Raw genomic sequence first — 18,361 nt, forward strand, 5'->3', positions numbered from 1 at the left:
GCGCTGACGAGACCCCCACCACAGCTCCACCGGGACTCGCACGCGCACCAGCGCCCCGAATCCCCGGAGGACGAGGATGGTCCCCCCGACGACGACGCCTCAGCGCACCAAGCAGCGCCGAGGTGAGGGGCAGTGGGCGCTGGGCTACCGCGAGCCGCTGAACCCGAACGAGCGGAGCAAGAAGGACGACAACCCGCTCAACGTCCGGGCGCGGATCGAGAACATCTACGCCCACGGCGGCTTCGACTCGATCGACCCGGCCGACCTGCGCGGGCGTTTCCGCTGGTACGGCCTCTACACCCAGCGCAAGCCGGGCATCGACGGGGGCCGCACGGCCACGTTGGAGCCGGAGGAGCTGGATGACGAGTACTTCATGCTGCGCGTCCGCATCGACGGCGGCCGGCTCACCACGCAGCAGCTCGCGCTGATCGGCGAGCTGTCCCAGACCTACGCGCGGGACACGGCCGACATCACCGACCGGCAGAACGTGCAGTACCACTGGATCCGCATCGAGGACGTCCCGACGATCTGGCGGAAGCTGGAGGACGCGGGCCTGACCACGATGGAGGCTTGCGGCGACAGCCCGCGCGTGGTGCTCGGCTCGCCGGTGGCGGGCATCGCCGAGGACGAGGTGGTCGACGGCACGGCCGCGATCGACGAGATCCTGCGCCGCTACATCGGCGACCCGCGCTTCTCGAACCTGCCGCGCAAGTTCAAGACGGCGATCTCGGGCCTGCCGGACGTGGCGCACGAGATCCACGACGTGGCGTTCGTCGGCGTGGACCACCCCGAGCACGGCCCCGGCTTCGACCTGTGGGTCGGCGGCGGCCTGTCCACCAACCCGATGATCGGCAAGCGGCTGGGCGCGTGGGTGCCGTCCGACGAGGTGCCGGACGTGTGGGAGGGCGTGATCAGCGTCTTCCGCGACTACGGCTACCGCAGGCTGCGGCACCGGGCCCGGATCAAGTTCCTGGTCGCCGACTGGGGCGTGGACAAGTTCCGGGAAGTCCTCGAGACCGAGTACCTCAAGCGCAAGCTGGTCGACGGTCCCGCGCCCGAGGTGCCCGCCGTCCCGCGCGACCACATCGGCGTGCACAAGCAGAAGGACGGCCTGTTCTACGTCGGCGCGGCCCCGATCGCGGGCCGGGTGTCCGGTTCCACGCTGGTCGAGGTGGCCAAGGTGGCGGAGCGGGCCGGTTCGGGCCGGGTGCGGCTCACGCCGCAGCAGAAGCTCGTGGTGCTGGACGTGCCCGAGGCCGAGGTGAAGACCCTCCAGGCGGACCTGGCGAAGCTGGGGTTGCAGACCGAGCCGTCGCCGTGGCGGCGGGGCGTGATGGCGTGCACCGGCATCGAGTTCTGCAAGCTCGCGATCGTCGAGACCAAGGCGCGCGCGGTGGAGCTGGTGTCGGCGCTGGAGGCCCGGCTGGTCGACGTCGTGGCGGGCGTCACCGAGCCGATCTCCGTGCACATCAACGGCTGCCCGAACTCGTGCGCCCGCATCCAGACCGCGGACATCGGGCTCAAGGGCCAGATCGTCACCGACGCCGACGGCAACCAGGTCGAGGGCTTCCAGGTGCACCTGGGCGGCGGGCTCGGCCTGGACGCCGGGTTCGGCCGCAAGCTGCGCGGCCACAAGGTCACCGCCGCCGAGCTGTCGGACTACGTCGAGCGGGTGGTGCGCAACTTCGTCGCCAAGCGCGAGGCGGACGAGCGGTTCGCGCAGTGGGTCGCCCGCGCGGACGAGGGTGATCTCCGGTGAGCGAGCGCGCCACCCCCTTCTACTGCCCGTACTGCGGCGACGAGGACCTCCGTCCGCAGGAGGAGCCGAGCCACTCGTGGCTGTGCGCCTCCTGCCGCCGCGTGTTCACCGTCAAGTTCGTTGGTCTCAACCTTCCTCAGGAGGTGCAGCGATGACCGCCCCCACCCGGGTCGAGGAACTGAAGGTGATCGCCGAGGCCGCTTCGGTCGAGCTGGCGGATGCCAGTGCCGAAGAGGCGCTCGCGTGGACCGCCCGCACGTTCGGCGAGAGCTGGATCGTCGCGTCGAACATGCAGGACGCCGTCCTCGTCGACCTGGCCACCAAGGTCAAGCCGGACGTGGACGTGCTGTTCCTGGAGACCGGCTACCACTTCGCCGAGACCATCGGCACGCGGGACGCCGTGGACCTGGTCTACCCCGAGGTGCACATCGTCAACGCCGCGGCCGAGCAGTCGGTGGCCGACCAGGAGGCGGAGTTCGGCCTGCTGAACCGGACCGACCCGAACCGGTGCTGCCGGCTGCGCAAGGTCATCCCGCTGCAGCGGACCCTGAAGAACTACGACGCGTGGGTCACCGGTGTGCGCCGCGTGGACGCGCCGACCCGGGCGAACACGCCGATCGTCCAGTGGGACGACCGCAACGGGCTGGTGAAGGTCAACCCGATCGCGCCCTGGTCCGACGAGCAGTTCAACGCCTACATCGCCGAGCACGGGATCCTGGAGAACCCCTTGGTGCAGGCGGGTTACCCCTCCATCGGCTGCGCCCCGTGCACCGCGAAGCCGCTGCCGGGCGCCGACGCCCGCAGCGGCCGGTGGGCCGGGCTGGCCAAGACCGAATGCGGGTTGCACGGATGACCACCGCGACAGCTCTGGACACGTTGGGCCGCCTGGAGTCCGAGGCGATCCACATCTTCCGCGAGGTGGCGGGCGAGTTCGACCGGCCGGTGATCCTGTTCTCCGGCGGCAAGGACTCCACCCTCCTGCTGCACCTGGCGGTGAAGGCGTTCTGGCCCGCGCCGGTGCCGTTCCCGCTGCTGCACGTGGACACCGGGCACAACTTCGAGGAAGTCATCGAGTTCCGCGACAAGGTCGTGGCCCAGCACGGGCTGCGGCTGGAAGTCGCCAAGGTGCAGGACTACATCGACGACGGCCGGCTGGCCGAGCGCCCCGACGGCACCCGCAACCCGTTGCAGACCGTGCCGCTGCTGGACGCGATCACCGACCACAAGTTCGACGCGGTGTTCGGCGGCGGCCGTCGGGACGAGGAGCGGGCGCGCGCCAAGGAGCGGATCTTCAGCCTGCGCAACGCCTTCGGCCAGTGGGAGCCGCGCCGGCAGCGCCCGGAGCTGTGGAACCTCTACAACGGCCGCCACCGCCCCGGCGAGCACGTCCGCGTGTTCCCGCTGTCCAACTGGACCGAGCTGGACGTGTGGCACTACATCGCCCGCGAGGGCATCGAGCTGCCGTCGATCTACTACGCCCACCGGCGCGAGGTGTACCTGCGCGACGGGATGTGGCTCGCGGAAGGCCCGTGGGGCGGTCCGCGCGAGGGCGAGCAGAAGATCGAGAAGACCGTCCGCTACCGGACCGTCGGCGACGGGTCGTGCACCGGCGCGGTCGAGTCCGAGGCCGCCGACATCTCCGCCGTCATCGCCGAGGTGGCGGCCAGCAGGCTCACCGAGCGCGGCGCGACCCGCGCGGACGACCGGCTGTCCGAGGCCGCCATGGAAGACCGCAAGCGGGAGGGCTACTTCTAGATGAGCGACCTGTTGAGGTTGGCGACGGCGGGCAGCGTGGACGACGGCAAGTCCACGCTGGTCGGCAGGTTGCTGTACGACACCAAGTCGGTGCTGGCCGACACGCTCGACGCGGTGCACCGCGCCAGCGCCGACCGCGGCCTGACCACGCCCGACCTGTCGCTGCTGGTCGACGGCCTGCGCTCGGAGCGCGAGCAGGGCATCACCATCGACGTGGCCTACCGCTACTTCGCCACGCCCCGGCGCTCGTTCGTGCTGGCCGACACCCCCGGCCACGTGCAGTACACCCGCAACACGGTGACCGGCGCGTCGACCGCGCAGCTCGGCGTGCTGCTGGTCGACGCGCGCAAGGGCGTCATCGAGCAGACCCGGCGGCACGCGGCCGTGCTGGCGCTGCTGGGCGTGCCGCGGCTGGTGCTGGCGGTCAACAAGATCGACCTGGTGGACTTCGACGAGGTCACGTTCTCCCGCATCGCCAAGGAGTTCACCGCGCACGCCACCGCCCTCGGGTACGCCGAGGACGCCGTGGTGGAGATCCCGGTGTCGGCGCTGGCGGGCGACAACGTGGTGGAGCGCTCGACGCGGACCCCCTGGTACGACGGCCCGACGCTGCTTGAGCACCTGGAATCGGTGCCGGTGGAGCCGGACGCGCACGACGCGCCGTTCCGCTTCCCCGTGCAGTACGTGATCCGCCCGCGCACCGCCGAGCACCCGGACTACCGCGGCTACGCGGGCCAGGTCGCGGCGGGCACCGTGCGGGTCGGCGACGAGATCGCCGTGCTGCCCGCGGGCCTGCGCTCCACGGTCACCGGCATCGACACCGCCGACGGCCCGTTGCCGGAAGCCTCCTCGGGCCAGTCGGTGACGCTGCTGCTGGCGCACGACCTCGACATCTCCCGCGGCGACCTGATCGCCGCCGCGGGCGACCAGCCGACGGTCACCGACGAGTTCGACGCCACGGTGTGCTGGCTGTCGGAGAAGGCGCTGACGCCGGGCGCCCGGGTGCTGGTTAAGCACGGCACGCGGACCGTGCAGGCGATCGTCACCGAGCTGCGCACCCGGTTCGACGAGCAGAAGCTCGCCAGCACCGACGCGCCCGGCTCGCTGAACCTGAACGAGATCGGCCAGGTCGCGGTGCGCACCGCCGAGCCGATCCCCTTGGACGACTACGCGAAGGACCGCCGCACGGGTGCGTTCCTGGTGATCGACGCCGCCGACGGCAGCACGCTGGCGGCAGGGCTCGTGGGTGCCCCGCTGCCGGAGGTGGACGGCGTGGAGAGCTGTACCGAGGGCGGCGACGCCGCCCAGTCCGACAGCCACGCCCTCGTGTCCCCCGGTCCCTGAGCCAGAAAGGCCAACCGCCGTCGTGAGCAGCCGCACCCTGATCAAGTCACTGGCCGTAGCCACCGCCTTCCTCACCCTCGCCGCCTGCTCGCGGGTCGACCGCGGCGACGAGTCCGCCGCGCCCGCGCAGGACAAGGGCGCGGCGGCGGAGATCCGCCTCGGCTACTTCCCCAACGTCACCCACGCCGCGGCGCTCATCGGCGTCGACAAGGGCCTGTTCACCAAGGAACTCGGCACCACCAAGCTCACCACCCAGACGTTCAACGCGGGCCCGGAGGCGGTGAACGCGCTGCTCGGCGAGTCGCTGGACGCGACGTTCATCGGCTCCGGCCCGGCCATCAACGCCTACGCCAAGTCCAAGGGCGAGGCGGTGCGGCTCGTCTCCGGCGCCACGTCCGGCGGCGCGCAGCTCGTGGTCAAGCCGGAGATCAACTCGGTGGCCGACCTCAAGGGCAAGGTCATCACCACCCCGCAGCTCGGCAACACGCAGGACGTCGCGCTGAAGAAGTGGCTGTCGGACGAGAAGCTCGCCGTCGGCGCGGGCGCCGACCAGGTCAACGTCACCAACACGGAGAACTCGCAGTCGCTCGACCTGTTCCGCAAGGGTGACGTGCACGGCGCGTGGGCGCCGGAGCCCTGGTCCTCGCGGCTGGTGATCGACGCGGGTGCGAAGGTCCTGCTGGACGAGAAGTCACTGTGGGAGGGCGGCAAGTTCCCGACCACCGTGCTGCTGGTGCGCACCAAGTTCCTCCAGGAACACCCGCAGACCGTCGAGGCGCTGCTGCGCGGTCACCTCGCCGCCACCGACTTCGCGCAGAACAACAAGGTCGAGGCCAAGCAGATCGTCAACAAGGCGCTCAAGGACCTGACCGGCAAGGCGTTGGGCGAGCCCGTGCTGGACCGGGCGTTCGACAACATCGAGCTGACGGTGGACCCGCAGGCCAAGAGCTTCCCGCAGCTGGCGAAGGACGCGGTGACCGCGGGCGTGGCGAAGGAGGCCGCGGACGTGGCCGGGCTCGCCGACTTCACGTTGCTGAACAAGGTGCTCACGGCGGCGGGCAAGCCCACCGTGGACACCGCCGGGCTGGACAAGAAGTAACTCGAGGAAGGCAGGCACACCATGACCGCCACGCTTGAGACCCCAGCGGCCGTGTCCGACGTGGACGCCGCGGTGACCTTGTCCGGGGTGCGGAAGGTCTTCGGCCACGGCCCGGCCGGCGTCGTCGCGCTCGACGGCGTCGACCTGTCGGTCGCGCCGGGCGAGTTCGTGTGCCTGCTGGGCGCGTCCGGCTGCGGCAAGTCGACCTTGCTGAACCTGGTCGCCGGGCTGGACGCGCCCACTTCCGGCAGCATCGAGCTGACCACGTCACGGCCCGCCGTGATGTTCCAGGAGGCCGCGCTGATGCCGTGGCTGACCGCGGCGCGCAACGTGGAGCTGCCGCTGCGGCTCGCGGGCGTGAAGCGGGGGCCGCGGCGGGAGAAGGCCAGCGAGCTGCTGTCGCTGGTGCGGCTGGTCGGCGCGGGCCACAAGCGCCCGCACGAGCTGTCCGGCGGCATGCGGCAGCGCGTGGCGCTGGCCCGTGCGCTGGCGTCCACGCTGGGCAGCGCCGAGGACAACACGCCCGGCCTGCTGCTGATGGACGAGCCGTTCGCCGCGCTGGACGCCATCACCCGCGACGTGCTCCAGGCGGAGCTGGTGCGGGTGTGGCGGGAGACGTCGACGGCGATCGTGTTCGTCACGCACGACGTGCGCGAAGCCGTGCGGCTGGGCCAGCGGGTCGTGCTGCTGTCGTCCCGGCCGGGCCGCGTGGTGCGCGAGTGGTCCACCGTGGACTGCGACGAGCCCGCTGTGATCGAGGACATCACGACCCACCTGCGAGAGGTGATCAGCGGTCATGCCGCAGCTTGACACGGACCTCGCGGCGGTCGGCGCCGGGCTGGACGCGCTCGACGCGCCGTCGGGCGAGCGGCGGCCGTCGTTCCGCAAGCGGTTCGTCCGCACCGCGGTGCCGCCGCTGATCGCGTTCGCCCTGCTGCTGGGCGTGTGGCAGGGGTTGTGGGCGCTGGCGTTCTGGCCGGAGTACCAGCTCCCCTCGCCCGCGGCGGTGTGGGCGGCGGTGGCGGAGGCCGTCCAGACCGGCCGGGCGTTCGAGGTGCTGTGGACCTCGGTGAGCCGCGCGGTGCTCGGGTTCCTCACCGCCGTGGTGATCGCCACACCGCTGGGGTTGCTGATCGCCAAGGTGCGGGTGGTGCGCGCGGCCATCGGGTCGTTGCTGACGGGCCTGCAGTCGCTGCCGTCGGTGGCGTGGGTGCCCGCGGGCATCCTGTGGTTCGGCGCGACGCCCGCGACCATCTACTTCGTCGTGCTGATGGGTTCGGTGCCGTCGATCGCGAACGGCCTGGTGTCGGGCGTCGACCAGATCCCGCCGCTGCTGCCGCGGGTCGGTCAGGCGCTGGGCGCGAGCCGGTTCGCGGCGGCGCGGCACATCCTGCTGCCCGCCGCGCTGCCCGGCTACCTGGCCGGGTTGAAGCAGGGGTGGGCGTTCTCCTGGCGGTCGCTGATGGCGGCGGAGATCATCGCCACGTCACCGCAGCTCGGCGAGGGGCTGGGGCAGTACCTGCACAACGGGTCGGCGTTGAACGACATCTCGATGGTGATCGCGGCGATCTTCCTGATCCTGCTGGTCGGCGTGGGGATCGAGCTGCTGGTGTTCCGGCCGTTGGAGCGGGCGGTGCTGCGGGCGCGCGGATTGACGGGCGCGCTGTGACCGCGTTGGTGGCCGTGGCGCACGGCAGCCGTGATCCGCGGTCGGCGGCCGTCGTGCACCAGTTGTTGGACGTGGTGCGGGCGTTGGCCCCGTCGTTGGACGTGCGCGGGTCGTTCCTGGACCTCTCGGTGCCGCTGCTGGGTGACGTGCTGCGCGGGGTGCACGCGGACGGTCACCGTTCGGCCGTGGTGGTGCCGTTGTTGTTGGGCAAGGCTTTCCACGCTCGGGTGGACGTGCCGGGTGCCGTGGCGGACACGCGGCTGCCGGGCTTGGCCGTGACGATCGCCGACGTGCTCGGACCGGACCCGCGGCTGGAGTCGGCCGCGCTGCGCCGCCTGGCCTCCGTGGGCGTCCGCTCCCGCGACCGCACGCTGGGCGTGGTGCTGGCCGGCGCGGGCTCGTCGCACGCCCCGGCCAACGCCCTGGTCTCGTCCATCGCCGCCCGCTGGGCCGCGGGCTCGGGCTGGGCGGGCGTCGAGGCCGCCTTCGCCGCCAGCGCGCAACCGGACGTGCCGACCGCCGTGGCCCGCCTGCGCGCCCGCGGCGCCCGCCGCATCGCCGTGGCGTCGTGGTTCCTGGCCCCGGGCTTCCTCCCGGACCGCGTCACCCGCCTGGCCGGCGACGACGCCGTCATCGCCCCACCCCTGGGCCCGGACCCCGAAGTCGCCGAACTGATCCTCCACCGCTACCACTCGGCCCTCACCACCCCCTTGGCCGCCTCCGCGTGAGTCCTACGTCCACGCCGCGAGAGTCCTACGTTCAGAGCACCTGAATTCAACGCTCGGGCATACCCGTCGGTATGCCCGAGCGTTGAACTCGGGGTGCGCGAACGTAGGACTCTCGCGTTCTGGACGTAGGACTCGCGGGTCAGGGGTGGTCGGTGTCCAGGGCGTGGACGAGGCGGTCCATGACGTGGAGGGTGGTGCGCAGGTCGGCCAGGTCCACCTGGGACGAGATGCGGTTGGTGAAGGCGTGTTGGGCCTGGGCCAGGCGGGAGACGGCGGCGTGGCCTGCGGTGGTCGGGCGGAGGAGCTTGGCCCGCTTGTGGGCCGGGTTGGGCAGGTACTCGGCCAGGCCCTTCTCCACCAGCAGGTCGGCGATGCGCTGGACGCTCTGCCGGGTCAGGCTCATCTCGCGGGCGATGCCGGACACCGGCAGCGGTTGCCGCAGCACGGCACCCAGCACCTGCCACCACGCGGCGGTCAGGCCGACCGGTTTCGTCATCACCTCCGCGGCCTCCAGGAAGCCGCCGTAGAGGCGGAACGTGCGCATGATGACCTCGGTCAGCACGTCACCCGCCTCCGTGCGCGGCTCGACCTCGTTCACGAGACCGCCGCGACGAGCTCGCCGAACCACGCCGGGTCGCCCGTCCGGTAGAGCCCGTACCACGCCTCCAGCACGGCCGGCTCGTACAGGTCCAGCTCCACGAAGATCTCCCGCGCGAACTCCAGCGCCGACGCCGCACCGGCCGTGATCAGCCCGTCCGCCCGCACCGCACGCTCGGAGCCGAACAGCGCCGCACCCGTGTAGCCCGGCACGGCCGCCAACTGCTCGACCGCGTTGCCACCGTGGGGTCGCGTGTTCAGCAGGCCCTCGGCGGCCAGGCCGATCGTCGCACCGCAGATCGCCGCCACCGGCACGCCCGCATCCAGCCACCGCCGCGCCGCCGCCGCGAACACCGCGTTCCCGCCGCTCTCCCACGTCGCCGCGCCGGGCAGGATCAGCATCGCGCTGTCCGCCGGGTCGACGTCGGCCAGCGCCAGGTCGGGCGTGATCCTCAGGCCGCCGAGGGACGTCACCGGGTCGAGCGTCGCGCCGACGGTCCGCACCCGGTACCGACCGGGCTCCTTCTGGTAGTCCGGGGTGTTGATCTGCGCGGTCGCGTAGCCGAACTCCCAGTCCGCCAGCGTGTCGTAGAGCGCGAGGTGCACGGTCTTCGTCGCCATGACAGCATCCTGTCATTTTGACAGGATGCTGTCAATCATGCCGGGATCGTAGAGTGCCGTCCATGGCAGACGAGCTGGTCCACTACGAGGTGCGGCGTGGCATCGCGACGATCACGCTGGACTCCCCCCACAACCGCAACGCCCTGTCCTCCCGGCTGCGCGCCGAGCTGACCGGGCACCTCCGGACCGCCACGGCCGACGACGCCGTGCGCGTGGTCGTGCTGAGCCACACCGGCCCGGTGTTCTGCTCCGGCATGGACCTCAAGGAGGCGGGCGGCGCGAGCGCCGACGAGCAGGGGGTCAACGAGTTCCCGGCGATCCTCGAGCAGCTCTGGACGAGCCCGAAGCCGGTGGTCGCCCGGCTGGCCGGCCCCGCGCGCGCGGGTGGTGTCGGCCTGGTGGCGGCGTGCGACATCGCGGTCGCGGTGGACACGGCCACGTTCGCGTTCAGCGAGGTCCGCATCGGCGTGGTGCCCGCGGTCATCTCGGTGACGGTGCTGCCCCGCCTGCTCCCCCGCGCCGCGCACGAGCTGTTCCTGACCGGCGAGACGTTCGCCGCCCCGCGCGCCGCGGCCATCGGCCTGATCAACTCGGCCGTGCCCGCCGACGACCTCGACGCCGAGGTCACCCGCTACACCGACATGCTCGCGCTGGGCGCGCCGAACGCCCTGGCCGCCACCAAGCGGATGCTCCGGGAACCCCGGTCCGCCGACCTGGGCGAGGTGTTCGCCGACATGCTGGCCCTGTCCGCGCGGCACTTCGGCGGCCCCGAGGGCCAGGAGGGCATCGCCGCGTTCGTGGCCAAGCGCAAGCCGTCGTGGGTGCCGGTCGACTAGCTAGCAGTGCCGAAGGCGGGGCATCAGGCGGTGCCCCGCCCCCACTGTCACTTCCGATCGAAGCTGCCGGACGCCGCTTCGGCCATGAACGCCTGGAACGCCCGCGCGGCGAAGAGCAAGGCCGGTCCGGTGGGAGCCTTGCTGTCCCGCACTGCCCTGCCCGCTTCGAGGCAAGCCAACTCGACGCACTGAGCGCCACCACCGCCGTTCGAACGACTGCTCTTCCTCCACCGTGCACCGGTCAGGCCGGTCGCTTCGATCCGCATCGTCTGCTCCTACTTCGCGTCGCAGTCAGTGATCCCGCGTTCCAGTATTGCCGCTGACTGGCGCTCGGACGCCGCCAGGTTCCAAGCCTGATCGAACGCTGCCACGTACGGCGCGGTGGCCTTGATGTAGTCCGGTCGCGTCAACGATTCGACGTACACGATCGTCTTCCCCGGTTCCACCCGTAGCAGGGTGAACGGGCAGCTCAGCGCAGGAACGATGCCGTTTGTAGCCGACCTGGGCAGCACGCGGAAGCGGACGTTCGGCATCGCGGCGACCTCGCGGAGGTGTTCGAGCTGTCGACGGAGCACATCCGACCCACCGTTCGAGCGGTACAACGCGTCCTCACCGAGCGCGATCCAGATCGCCGGACCGTCGGGCCGGATGACCCGGCGTCCGCGTTCGGCCCGTTCCTGAGCGAGATCGGCGACGTCGGCGGCCACCACGACAGGGGACATGGACAACACGTTGAAGGCGTACTCGGCGGTCTGGAGCAGGCCCGGGATCTCGTTGTAGACCATGCGGATCTCGGAGGCGCGACGTTCGAGCGAGATGTACTGCCTGGACGTGTTCGCGGTCTTCGCGGGCTTGGCGCGGCGTCGGGCTATCGCGGCGAGTGAGCGCAACTCCTCGGCCCGAGCCGACGAGACTCCGTATCGCTCGATCATCCAGTCGACGTCCTGCGGTCGCGGAGCGATGGAGCCCGTCTCGATCTTCGACAGCTTGCCGAGGTAGCCGCCCACGGCCCGATCCGCTTCGCCGAACTCCACCCGTGCCGCTTCTCGCAGCTCACGAGCCAACTCGCCGAACTGGAGCCGCGCGATAACCGGGTCGAAGTCGTCATCACCAACCATGCGCCGGAGTCTGCCGCAGCGACCCGGCGTAATGAGGCCACCTGATCGAGTGATTCAAACGGCAACTCAAACTTTCACCCGTTCGTCCGCCTCATAGATTGAGTTGCCGTCTTACTCTCGACACATGGACGACCTGCCGACCCCCGGCGAGACGCGGTACGTCCGGCTCTACGGCGAAGTGCGCGCGGTCGTGGTTCAACCGTTCGACGAGCGGTTGGTCCGGGAGCTTCGCGGGTGCGTCTCCGCGAGGGACACCGCGACCGGGGTCTACCGGAACTACTTCCCGCGCGAGCTGAAGACCTTCCCCACATGACAGGAGAGCTGCCCGAGATGGCGAAGCACAGCGGAAGCGGAGTCGACCACTCCTCGTTCATCAAGGTCTACGCCGGCGCGGAGTTCAGGTCGCACGTCAACGGCGACGGCGACTTCGAGCTGAACCTCGACGGCGTGGTCGACCTGGCACTCGCTCCCGACGCCGCGGCGAAGGTCCACGCGATGCTCGGGAAGGCGCTGCCGGAGCTGCGTGAACTCGCTGAGAGCGAACCCGTGGACTGAGTCAGTCCGGGTGGACGACGGTGAGGACGCGGTCGCCCAGCTCGGCGGTTCGGGCGACCGCGTCCGCCAGCACGGCCTCCACGTCGGCGTTCCCGCCCTCCCACACCAGCACGTGCTCGCCCTCGGGCAGCCACGACAGGTCGGTCAGGCAGTCGTACAGCGCGTCCAGGTTGTGCCCGAACCAGTCGGGGAAGCTCAACGCCTCCGCGATCGCCGCGATGGCCGCCTTCTTCGAGTGCGCGCCTCGCCGCACCACGTGCCGGTAGGTCATTTGCTCACGTCCACGACCACGAACGACTCGTAGTGGTCGCCGGTGTAGAACACCTCGTCGGACGACCCCGTCACGAGTCGCCGCGCCCCTCGGTCGTCGCTGCCCGGCGTCGGCACCGTGTACTCCCGGTAGTAGTCGGACGCCTTCGCGGGCAGCCGCTTCTCGCGGTTCTGGAACGTCACGCCGTCGTTGCGCGGGTACGGGAACGGCCCGCCCCGCTCGATCAGCTCCCACGTGTCCCGCACCTGCCCGGGCAGGCTCGACAGCGACTTGACCGGCAACCCGGAGTCCGCGCCCGGCACGCCCGACACCGCGGGCGGCGGGGGTGACGACGACGTGCCGGTGAGGTCCTTGGCGAAGTAGCCGACCACGACCAGCGCGATCAGGCCGAGCAGTGCGACGGAGAGCCGCCGGGCGGGAGTCACGGTCACAGAGCCTACGAAGGCTCGCCCGCCCCCACCTTCCGGGGCTGGGGGTCCTCGGTCGCCGGCGGCACCTTGGGCACGGGGTTGAACCTGGTCGAGGCGTTGTCCACGACCCGGTCGATCAGCCGGGCCAGGCCCAGCGACAACGGCAGCAGCACGCACATGAGCAGCGCGAACTGGAACGGGAACGCGAGCTGCGCCAACCACAGCTCCACGCCGTCCCACCACTGCTCGAACGCGTCCACCACACCGCCGAGCGTAGTCCCGTGACGCGCTTCACCGCACACGGATCACTACCAGTCGGTAAGTTGCCCGCATGTTCGCCGTCTACGCAGCCGAGCCGAGCCCGCAAGACCCGATCGCCGCCCTGCGCGTGGGCGACCGACCGGATCCCGAAGTACCGGAGGGCTGGGTGAAGGTGGCCGTGAGAGCGGCGAGCCTGAACATGCACGACCTGTGGACGCTGCGCGGCGTGGGCATCAAGCCGGAGCAGTTCCCGATGATCCTGGGCTGCGACGGCGCGGGCGTGCTGGAGGACGGCACGGAGGTCGTGCTGCACTCGGTGATCGGCGACCCGGACTGGTCCGGTGACGAGACGCTGGACCCGCGCCGCACGCTGCTCACCGAGAAGCACCAGGGCACGTTCGCCGACTACGTCGTCGTCCCGAAGCGCAACGCCCTGCCGAAGCCCGCGGGGCTGAGCTTCGCCGAGGCGGCGTGCATGGGCACGGCGTGGCTGACCGCCTACCGGATGCTGTTCGTGAACTCGGGCCTGCGGCCGGGGCAGACGATGCTGGTGCAGGGCGCGTCGGGCGGCGTCTCGACCGCGCTGGTGCAGCTGGGCCGGGCGGCGGGCTTCCGGGTGTGGGTGACCGGCCGCACCGAGGAGAAGCGGGCGTTGGCCGAGAGCCTGGGCGCGCACCAGGCGTTCGAGTCGGGCGCGCGCCTGCCCGAGCGGGTGGACGCGGTGTTCGAGACCGTCGGCAAGGCCACCTGGTCGCACTCGATGAAGGCCCTCAAGCCGGGCGGCACGCTGGTCATCTCGGGGGCGACCAGCGGTGACGCGTCGGCGGCCGAGCTGCCCCGGCTGTTCTTCCTGCAGCTGCGGGTCGTCGGCTCGACCATGGGCACGCGCGAGGAGCTGGGCGACCTGCTCTCGTTCTGCGACCTCACCGGCCTGCGCCCGCAGATCGGCGCGCGGTTGCCGTTCGAGCGGGTCGAGGAGGGCCTGCGCGCGATGCTCGACGGCGAGACCGCGGGCAAGATCGTCTTCACCCGGGACTGAGCTTCGTCAACCCGTACGGCCGCACAAAAAACACTCCCTCGAATGGTGCAATCGAACAAACCCGGTGCCGGTGGACCGGCGTACGGTTCGCCGCACACCAATCCACCGAGGGAGCTGGACCAATGACGGTGCAGGACGGCTTCGGTCGGGGCAGCGGCGTGTTCCGCCGCAAGCCGATCGAGCAGATCAGTGACGAGAAGACGGCGCTGACCCGGACCCTGGGGCTGTGGCAGCTCACCGCCATCGGCATCGGCGGCATCATCGGCGCGGGCATCTTCTCGCTGGCCGGGGCCGTGGCCAACAAGACCGCGGGCCCGGCCGTGCTGATCTCGTTCCTCGTCGCGGGCATCGCCAGTGCCGCCGCCGCGTTCTCCTACGCGGAGTTCGCGGGCCTGATCCCCAGGGCGGGCTCGGCCTACACCTACGGCTACGCCGTGCTGGGCGAGATCGTCGGCTGGTTCATCGGCTGGGACCTGCTGCTGGAGTACACCGCGATCGTGGCCGTGGTGGCGATCGGCATCAGCGGCTACTTCAACGAGCTGCTGAACCTGCTCGGCCTCGACCTGCCGGTGTGGATGCTCGGCGCGCCCGGCACCGAGACCGGTGACGTCGCGGCGGGCAGCTACAAGGTCAACCTGTTCGCCGTGCTGCTGTGCCTGCTGATCGCGTTCGTGCTCAACATGGGCATGAAGAACGCGGCCCGCTTCGAGACGACCCTGGTGTACCTGAAGGTCGCCGTGGTGCTGCTGGTGATCGTCGTCGGCGCGTTCCACATCAACACCGACAACTACAACCCGTTCTTCCCGTTCGGCATCTCCGGCGCGCTGACCGGCGCGGCGACGGTGTTCTTCGCGGTGTTCGGCTACGACGCCATGAGCACGGCCGCCGAGGAGTCCAAGGACTCCCAGAAGCACATGCCGAAGGCGATCATCTACTCGCTGGCCGTCTCGATGGTGCTGTACGTGCTGGCCTGCCTCGTGCTCACCGGCATGGTCAACTACAAGGACGTGGACGCGGAGAGCGCGTTCGCCTCGGCGTTCGCCGACATCGGCCTGCCGGCGCTGGGCATCATCATCTCCGTCGGTGCGGTGCTCGGCATCACCACGGTGCTGTTCACGTTCCTGATGGGCGCGGCCCGGGTCGGCTACTCGATGTCGCGCGACGGCCTGCTGCCGAAGTGGTTCGCCAAGACCCACCCGGTCAAGCACGTGCCGACGCGCACCACGTGGGTGCTCGGCATCGCGTCCGCCGTCATCGCCGGTTTCCTGCCCATCGCCGAGGCCGCCGAGCTGACCAACATCGGCATCCTGCTGGCGTTCGTGGTGGTCTGCGTCGCGGTGATCGTGCTGCGGTACAAGCAGCCGAACCTGCCGCGCACGTTCAAGACGCCGGGCATGCCGGTCGTGCCGATCATCGGCGTGGTGTTCTCGCTGTGGCTGATCACGTTCCTGGCCCCGGAGACCTGGCTGCGCTTCGGCGTGTGGTTCGTCATCGGGCTGGTCGTGTACTTCGGCTACAGCAGGCGGAAGTCAGTCCTCAACAACACCGAGGACTGAGCCGCACCACCCGTCGACCACGTCGGCGAGCACGGCCATCGGCAACGGCCCGCCGCCGAGCACGAGGTCGTGGAACGCCTTGATGTCGAAGCGGTCGCCCAGCCTCCGCTCCGCCTCGCCGCGCAGGCGCTGGATCTCCAGCCGCCCCACCATGTAGGACAGCGCCTGCGCGGGGTTCTCGATGTACCGGTCCACCTCGGAGAAGATGTCCACGTCCGGCATGACGGCGTTGGCGCGCAGGTAGTCCACGGCCTGCCGGCGGGTCCAGCGCATCGCGTGCAGCCCGGTGTCGACCACCAGCCGGGCGGCGCGCAGCGAGTCGCCGGACAGCATGCCCAGCCGGGCCAGGTCGTCGCTGTAGAGGCCCATCTCGTCGGCCAACCGCTCGGTGTAGAGCGCCCACCCCTCCAGGTAAGCCTCGATGGACGCGAACCGGCGCAGCAGCGGCAGGTCGTCGAGCCGCTGGGCCAGCGAGATCTGGAAGTGGTGGCCCGGCACGCCCTCGTGGAACGCGGTCGACTCGGCGCTGAACCGCTCGCGCAGCTCGGACCGGTAAGTGTTGACGTAGTAGGTGCCCGGCCGGGAGCCGTCCAGCGCGGGGTCGACGTAGTAGGCCAGCGGCGCGGTCGGCGCCTCCGCCTCCGGCACCGCCTCGACCGCGCACCGGGCCGGCGGCACCGTGCCGAACCACTGTCCTGCGACCTCCTCGGCGCGGGCGATGGTCGCCGCCGCCACCGCCACCATGTCCTCGGGGGCGTGCCAGCGCAGGTCCGGGTCGGCGAGCAGGCGGGCGCGCACGCCGGCCGCCCCGATCGGGCCGAACACCCGGCCGCCGATCTCCTCGTACTCCCGGTCCAGCTCCTCGACCAGGGCCAGGCCGATCCGGTGCAGCTCCTCGGGCGTGTGACCGGTCGTGGTGTACGTGCGGACCAGGTCCGCGTAGATCAGGTCGCCGTCGGGCAGCCAGCACAGGCCGGGCCGGTCCTCCCCGCGGCCGCGGCCGACCACCTCGGCGCGCAGGAAGTCGCGGTAGCGGGTGACGGCCGGGCGCACGGTCTCGTGCAGCAGCCGGGCGCACACCGCGGCGAACGGGGTGCCGTGCAGCGGAACGCCGAGCGGGTCGTCGGCTTCGGCGAGGTAGCGGTCGAGGCGGTGGACGGCGGCTTCCACGAGGTGTCCGAGCGGGCGGCGCGCGGAGTCCCGCTGTCTTCGGGTCAGCGCGTCGAGGTAGGCGGGCAGCGACGACAGCCGGGTCAGGTACGCCTTGCGCGCCTCGTCGCCGGACGGGCGGACCAGCGGTAACGCCGCCAGCAGCACGGCCAGCGGCGCGGTGAGCCCTTCGGCGTGGGTGTGCTCGACCAGGTGCGCGTCCAGGCGGTGCACCAGACCCCACGCCTGCTGCGCGACCACCGCACGCGTCACCGGGTCGTCGTCCCCGCCCCGCGCGCGCCGCGCGATGTCCTCGGCGCGGGAGCGCAGCACGCGTTCGCCCTCCGCGCTCGGGTCGGGCAACCGGTTGTCCCAGCCGGGGATGCCCAGCAACGTCGCCGTGACGGGGTCGGCGTCCAGGACCAGGGTCAACATCTCGTCGGCGAGCTCGCGCGCGGTGGTCACGCCGACATTCTGTGGTGCTACACCGGGGAAATGCGCGTGATGGCGACGGAAAGGGCTTGGCGCGCCTCGGCGGCCAACCGGGCCACCACCTCGGCCGCCGGGGCCGCTCGGACCAGCGCGTAGGTCTGCCCGGCCCACAACGACATCAGCTCGGGGTCGCCGGTCGCGCGCACCGGCTTGGTCAGGTGGTGCACCTCCGGGTACGCGGCGGGTGCCCGCTCCTGGTTCTCCACCAGGAACCTGTTCACCAGGCCGCGTGCCGGACGTCCGCTGAACGCCCTGGTCAACGCCGTGCGGCGGGTGCCCTCGGCGAGGGCTTGGCGGTGCGCGGCCGACGTGCCGGCCTCCGGCGTGGTCAGGAACGCGGTGCCGAGCTGCGCCGCGACCGCGCCCGCGGCGAGCACGGCGGCCACGTCCGCGCCGTGCACCAGCCCACCGGTCGCGATCAGCGGCAGGTCCACCTTCGCGCGCACCAGCCGCAACGCGGCCAGCACGCCGTACAGCTCACCGCCGCCGGGCGAGACGCCGTCGTCGGCGAACGTGCCGCGGTGCCCGCCCGCGTCGCTTCCCTGCACGCACAGCGCGTCCGCGCCGACCTGGGCCGCCTGCGCGGCTTCCTGCGGCGTCGTGACCGTGACGACGACCGTGGCACCCGCCGCGTGCAGCCGGTGCACGTCCTCCGGGTTGGGCAGGCCGAACGTGAACGAGACCACCGGAACGCGCAGCGCCATCACCAGTTCCAGCTTGGCCCCGTAGGAGTCGTCGTCCCAGCGCGGCTCGCCCGGCTCGGTCGGGGACTGCGCGGCGACGCGCTCGCGGTAGCCCGCCAGGTCGGTGGTGGAGCGGGGGCCGGGGACGAACAGGTTGACGCCGAACGGCCGGTCGGTGAGCGCGGTGGTCGCGGTGATCTGCTCGGCGACCGCCTCGACGGACAGGTAGCCGGCCGCCAGGAACCCGAGGCCGCCCGCCCGGCCGACCTCGGCCACGAGCGCGGGCGTGGACGCCCCACCGGCCATCGGCGCGGCGATGACGGGCACTTCGAGTCGGTCCAACATGGCGCCGACCCTAACCCGCGCGACCGCCGGACGGCGTGTTCCGAACGCTCGACTCGGGTGTTCCGGACGTAGGA

Annotated in this window: 23 protein-coding genes; 14 read left to right on the forward strand and 9 right to left on the reverse strand. The window is 71.3% G+C overall.

Features of this window, described 5'->3' with window-relative positions; all coding sequences use genetic code 11:
- Positions 1-76: 76 nt before the first annotated feature.
- From ACIQMJ_RS24890 to ACIQMJ_RS24930, 9 genes are read left to right on the forward strand one after another with little or no spacing between them, the layout of a single operon-like run.
- Positions 77-1,759 (forward strand): nitrite/sulfite reductase, encoded by a 1,683-nt coding sequence (locus ACIQMJ_RS24890; RefSeq protein ID WP_499763385.1) that lies wholly within the window; start codon positions 77-79, stop codon positions 1,757-1,759.
- On the forward strand, positions 1,756-1,914 hold the full coding sequence (locus tag ACIQMJ_RS24895) for a hypothetical protein (RefSeq protein WP_033427569.1): 159 nt from the start codon (positions 1,756-1,758) through the stop codon (positions 1,912-1,914). The genes ACIQMJ_RS24890 and ACIQMJ_RS24895 overlap by 4 nt, the downstream gene beginning before the upstream one ends.
- Positions 1,911-2,612 (forward strand): phosphoadenylyl-sulfate reductase, encoded by a 702-nt coding sequence (locus ACIQMJ_RS24900; protein ID WP_499763386.1) that lies wholly within the window; start codon positions 1,911-1,913, stop codon positions 2,610-2,612. Before ACIQMJ_RS24895 ends, ACIQMJ_RS24900 begins: the two co-directional genes overlap by 4 nt.
- Positions 2,609-3,514 carry a sulfate adenylyltransferase subunit CysD gene (gene cysD, locus ACIQMJ_RS24905; protein WP_499763387.1) on the forward strand — a complete coding sequence of 302 codons (906 nt, stop codon included), beginning with the start codon at positions 2,609-2,611 and terminating at the stop codon, positions 3,512-3,514. The genes ACIQMJ_RS24900 and cysD overlap by 4 nt, the downstream gene beginning before the upstream one ends.
- A complete protein-coding gene (locus ACIQMJ_RS24910) occupies positions 3,515-4,858 on the forward strand; it encodes a sulfate adenylyltransferase subunit 1 (protein ID WP_499763388.1) in 1,344 nt (447 codons plus the stop codon).
- A 22-nt stretch (positions 4,859-4,880) separates the two neighbouring features.
- Positions 4,881-5,957, forward strand: coding sequence for an ABC transporter substrate-binding protein (locus ACIQMJ_RS24915; RefSeq protein ID WP_499763389.1), 1,077 nt, complete (start codon positions 4,881-4,883; stop codon positions 5,955-5,957).
- 21 nt (positions 5,958-5,978) lie between these two features.
- Positions 5,979-6,767 (forward strand): ABC transporter ATP-binding protein, encoded by a 789-nt coding sequence (locus ACIQMJ_RS24920; RefSeq protein ID WP_499763390.1) that lies wholly within the window; start codon positions 5,979-5,981, stop codon positions 6,765-6,767.
- Positions 6,754-7,626 (forward strand): ABC transporter permease, encoded by an 873-nt coding sequence (locus ACIQMJ_RS24925; RefSeq protein ID WP_499763391.1) that lies wholly within the window; start codon positions 6,754-6,756, stop codon positions 7,624-7,626. The genes ACIQMJ_RS24920 and ACIQMJ_RS24925 overlap by 14 nt, the downstream gene beginning before the upstream one ends.
- Positions 7,623-8,354, forward strand: coding sequence for a sirohydrochlorin chelatase (locus tag ACIQMJ_RS24930; RefSeq protein ID WP_499763392.1), 732 nt, complete (start codon positions 7,623-7,625; stop codon positions 8,352-8,354). The genes ACIQMJ_RS24925 and ACIQMJ_RS24930 overlap by 4 nt, the downstream gene beginning before the upstream one ends.
- A gap of 139 nt (positions 8,355-8,493) precedes the next feature.
- On the opposite strand, the gene ACIQMJ_RS24935 is transcribed toward ACIQMJ_RS24930, so the two are convergent.
- Together ACIQMJ_RS24935 and ACIQMJ_RS24940 are read right to left on the reverse strand one after the other, a co-directional pair.
- Positions 8,494-8,952, reverse strand: coding sequence for a MarR family winged helix-turn-helix transcriptional regulator (locus tag ACIQMJ_RS24935; RefSeq protein WP_499763393.1), 459 nt, complete (start codon positions 8,950-8,952; stop codon positions 8,494-8,496).
- Positions 8,949-9,572 carry a DJ-1/PfpI family protein gene (locus tag ACIQMJ_RS24940; protein ID WP_499763394.1) on the reverse strand — a complete coding sequence of 208 codons (624 nt, stop codon included), beginning with the start codon at positions 9,570-9,572 and terminating at the stop codon, positions 8,949-8,951. The genes ACIQMJ_RS24935 and ACIQMJ_RS24940 overlap by 4 nt, the downstream gene beginning before the upstream one ends.
- 62 nt (positions 9,573-9,634) lie before the next feature.
- Here ACIQMJ_RS24940 and ACIQMJ_RS24945 point away from each other — a divergent pair, with 62 nt between their 5' ends.
- Positions 9,635-10,408 (forward strand): enoyl-CoA hydratase-related protein, encoded by a 774-nt coding sequence (locus ACIQMJ_RS24945; RefSeq protein ID WP_499763395.1) that lies wholly within the window; start codon positions 9,635-9,637, stop codon positions 10,406-10,408.
- A gap of 47 nt (positions 10,409-10,455) precedes the next feature.
- On the opposite strand, the gene ACIQMJ_RS24950 is transcribed toward ACIQMJ_RS24945, so the two are convergent.
- Together ACIQMJ_RS24950 and ACIQMJ_RS24955 are read right to left on the reverse strand one after the other, a co-directional pair.
- Positions 10,456-10,674 (reverse strand): DUF397 domain-containing protein, encoded by a 219-nt coding sequence (locus tag ACIQMJ_RS24950; protein ID WP_499763396.1) that lies wholly within the window; start codon positions 10,672-10,674, stop codon positions 10,456-10,458.
- Between the two features lie 9 nt (positions 10,675-10,683).
- Entirely contained in the window at positions 10,684-11,526 is an 843-nt protein-coding gene (locus ACIQMJ_RS24955) for a helix-turn-helix domain-containing protein (RefSeq protein WP_499763397.1), read from the reverse strand.
- Between the two features lie 124 nt (positions 11,527-11,650).
- Here ACIQMJ_RS24955 and ACIQMJ_RS24960 point away from each other — a divergent pair, with 124 nt between their 5' ends.
- Complete coding sequence (locus ACIQMJ_RS24960; protein ID WP_499763398.1) at positions 11,651-11,839, forward strand: hypothetical protein; 189 nt, start codon at positions 11,651-11,653, stop codon at positions 11,837-11,839.
- A complete protein-coding gene (locus ACIQMJ_RS24965; protein WP_499763399.1) occupies positions 11,836-12,081 on the forward strand; it encodes a hypothetical protein in 246 nt (81 codons plus the stop codon). Before ACIQMJ_RS24960 ends, ACIQMJ_RS24965 begins: the two co-directional genes overlap by 4 nt.
- A gap of 1 nt (position 12,082) precedes the next feature.
- Here the strand turns inward: ACIQMJ_RS24965 and ACIQMJ_RS24970 are convergent, their stop codons facing one another.
- The 3 genes from ACIQMJ_RS24970 to ACIQMJ_RS24980 are packed head-to-tail and all read right to left on the reverse strand — an operon-like array spanning position 12,083 to position 13,025.
- A complete protein-coding gene (locus ACIQMJ_RS24970; RefSeq protein ID WP_499763400.1) occupies positions 12,083-12,352 on the reverse strand; it encodes a barstar family protein in 270 nt (89 codons plus the stop codon).
- Positions 12,349-12,777 (reverse strand): guanyl-specific ribonuclease, encoded by a 429-nt coding sequence (locus ACIQMJ_RS24975; RefSeq protein WP_499763401.1) that lies wholly within the window; start codon positions 12,775-12,777, stop codon positions 12,349-12,351. Before ACIQMJ_RS24975 ends, ACIQMJ_RS24970 begins: the two co-directional genes overlap by 4 nt.
- An 11-nt stretch (positions 12,778-12,788) precedes the next feature.
- The gene (locus ACIQMJ_RS24980; protein ID WP_499763402.1) at positions 12,789-13,025 is read right to left on the reverse strand and encodes a hypothetical protein; all 237 of its coding nucleotides are present in this window, start codon (positions 13,023-13,025) and stop codon (positions 12,789-12,791) included.
- 68 nt (positions 13,026-13,093) lie between these two features.
- Here ACIQMJ_RS24980 and ACIQMJ_RS24985 point away from each other — a divergent pair, with 68 nt between their 5' ends.
- On the forward strand, positions 13,094-14,062 hold the full coding sequence (locus ACIQMJ_RS24985) for a zinc-binding dehydrogenase (RefSeq protein ID WP_499763403.1): 969 nt from the start codon (positions 13,094-13,096) through the stop codon (positions 14,060-14,062).
- Positions 14,063-14,184: 122 nt separating this feature from the next.
- Entirely contained in the window at positions 14,185-15,618 is a 1,434-nt protein-coding gene (locus tag ACIQMJ_RS24990; RefSeq protein ID WP_499763404.1) for an amino acid permease, read from the forward strand.
- On the opposite strand, the gene ACIQMJ_RS24995 is transcribed toward ACIQMJ_RS24990, so the two are convergent.
- Both ACIQMJ_RS24995 and ACIQMJ_RS25000 read right to left on the reverse strand, forming a co-directional pair.
- Complete coding sequence (locus ACIQMJ_RS24995; RefSeq protein WP_499763405.1) at positions 15,592-17,232, reverse strand: DUF885 domain-containing protein; 1,641 nt, start codon at positions 17,230-17,232, stop codon at positions 15,592-15,594. The two genes, ACIQMJ_RS24990 and ACIQMJ_RS24995, sit on opposite strands and share 27 nt — an antisense overlap.
- Positions 17,233-17,249: 17 nt before the next feature.
- The gene (locus tag ACIQMJ_RS25000; protein ID WP_499763406.1) at positions 17,250-18,287 is read right to left on the reverse strand and encodes an NAD(P)H-dependent flavin oxidoreductase; all 1,038 of its coding nucleotides are present in this window, start codon (positions 18,285-18,287) and stop codon (positions 17,250-17,252) included.
- Positions 18,288-18,361: the final 74 nt, after the last annotated feature.

Source organism: Actinosynnema sp. NPDC091369, from assembly GCF_044757065.1.
Lineage (GTDB): Bacteria > Actinomycetota > Actinomycetes > Mycobacteriales > Pseudonocardiaceae > Actinosynnema.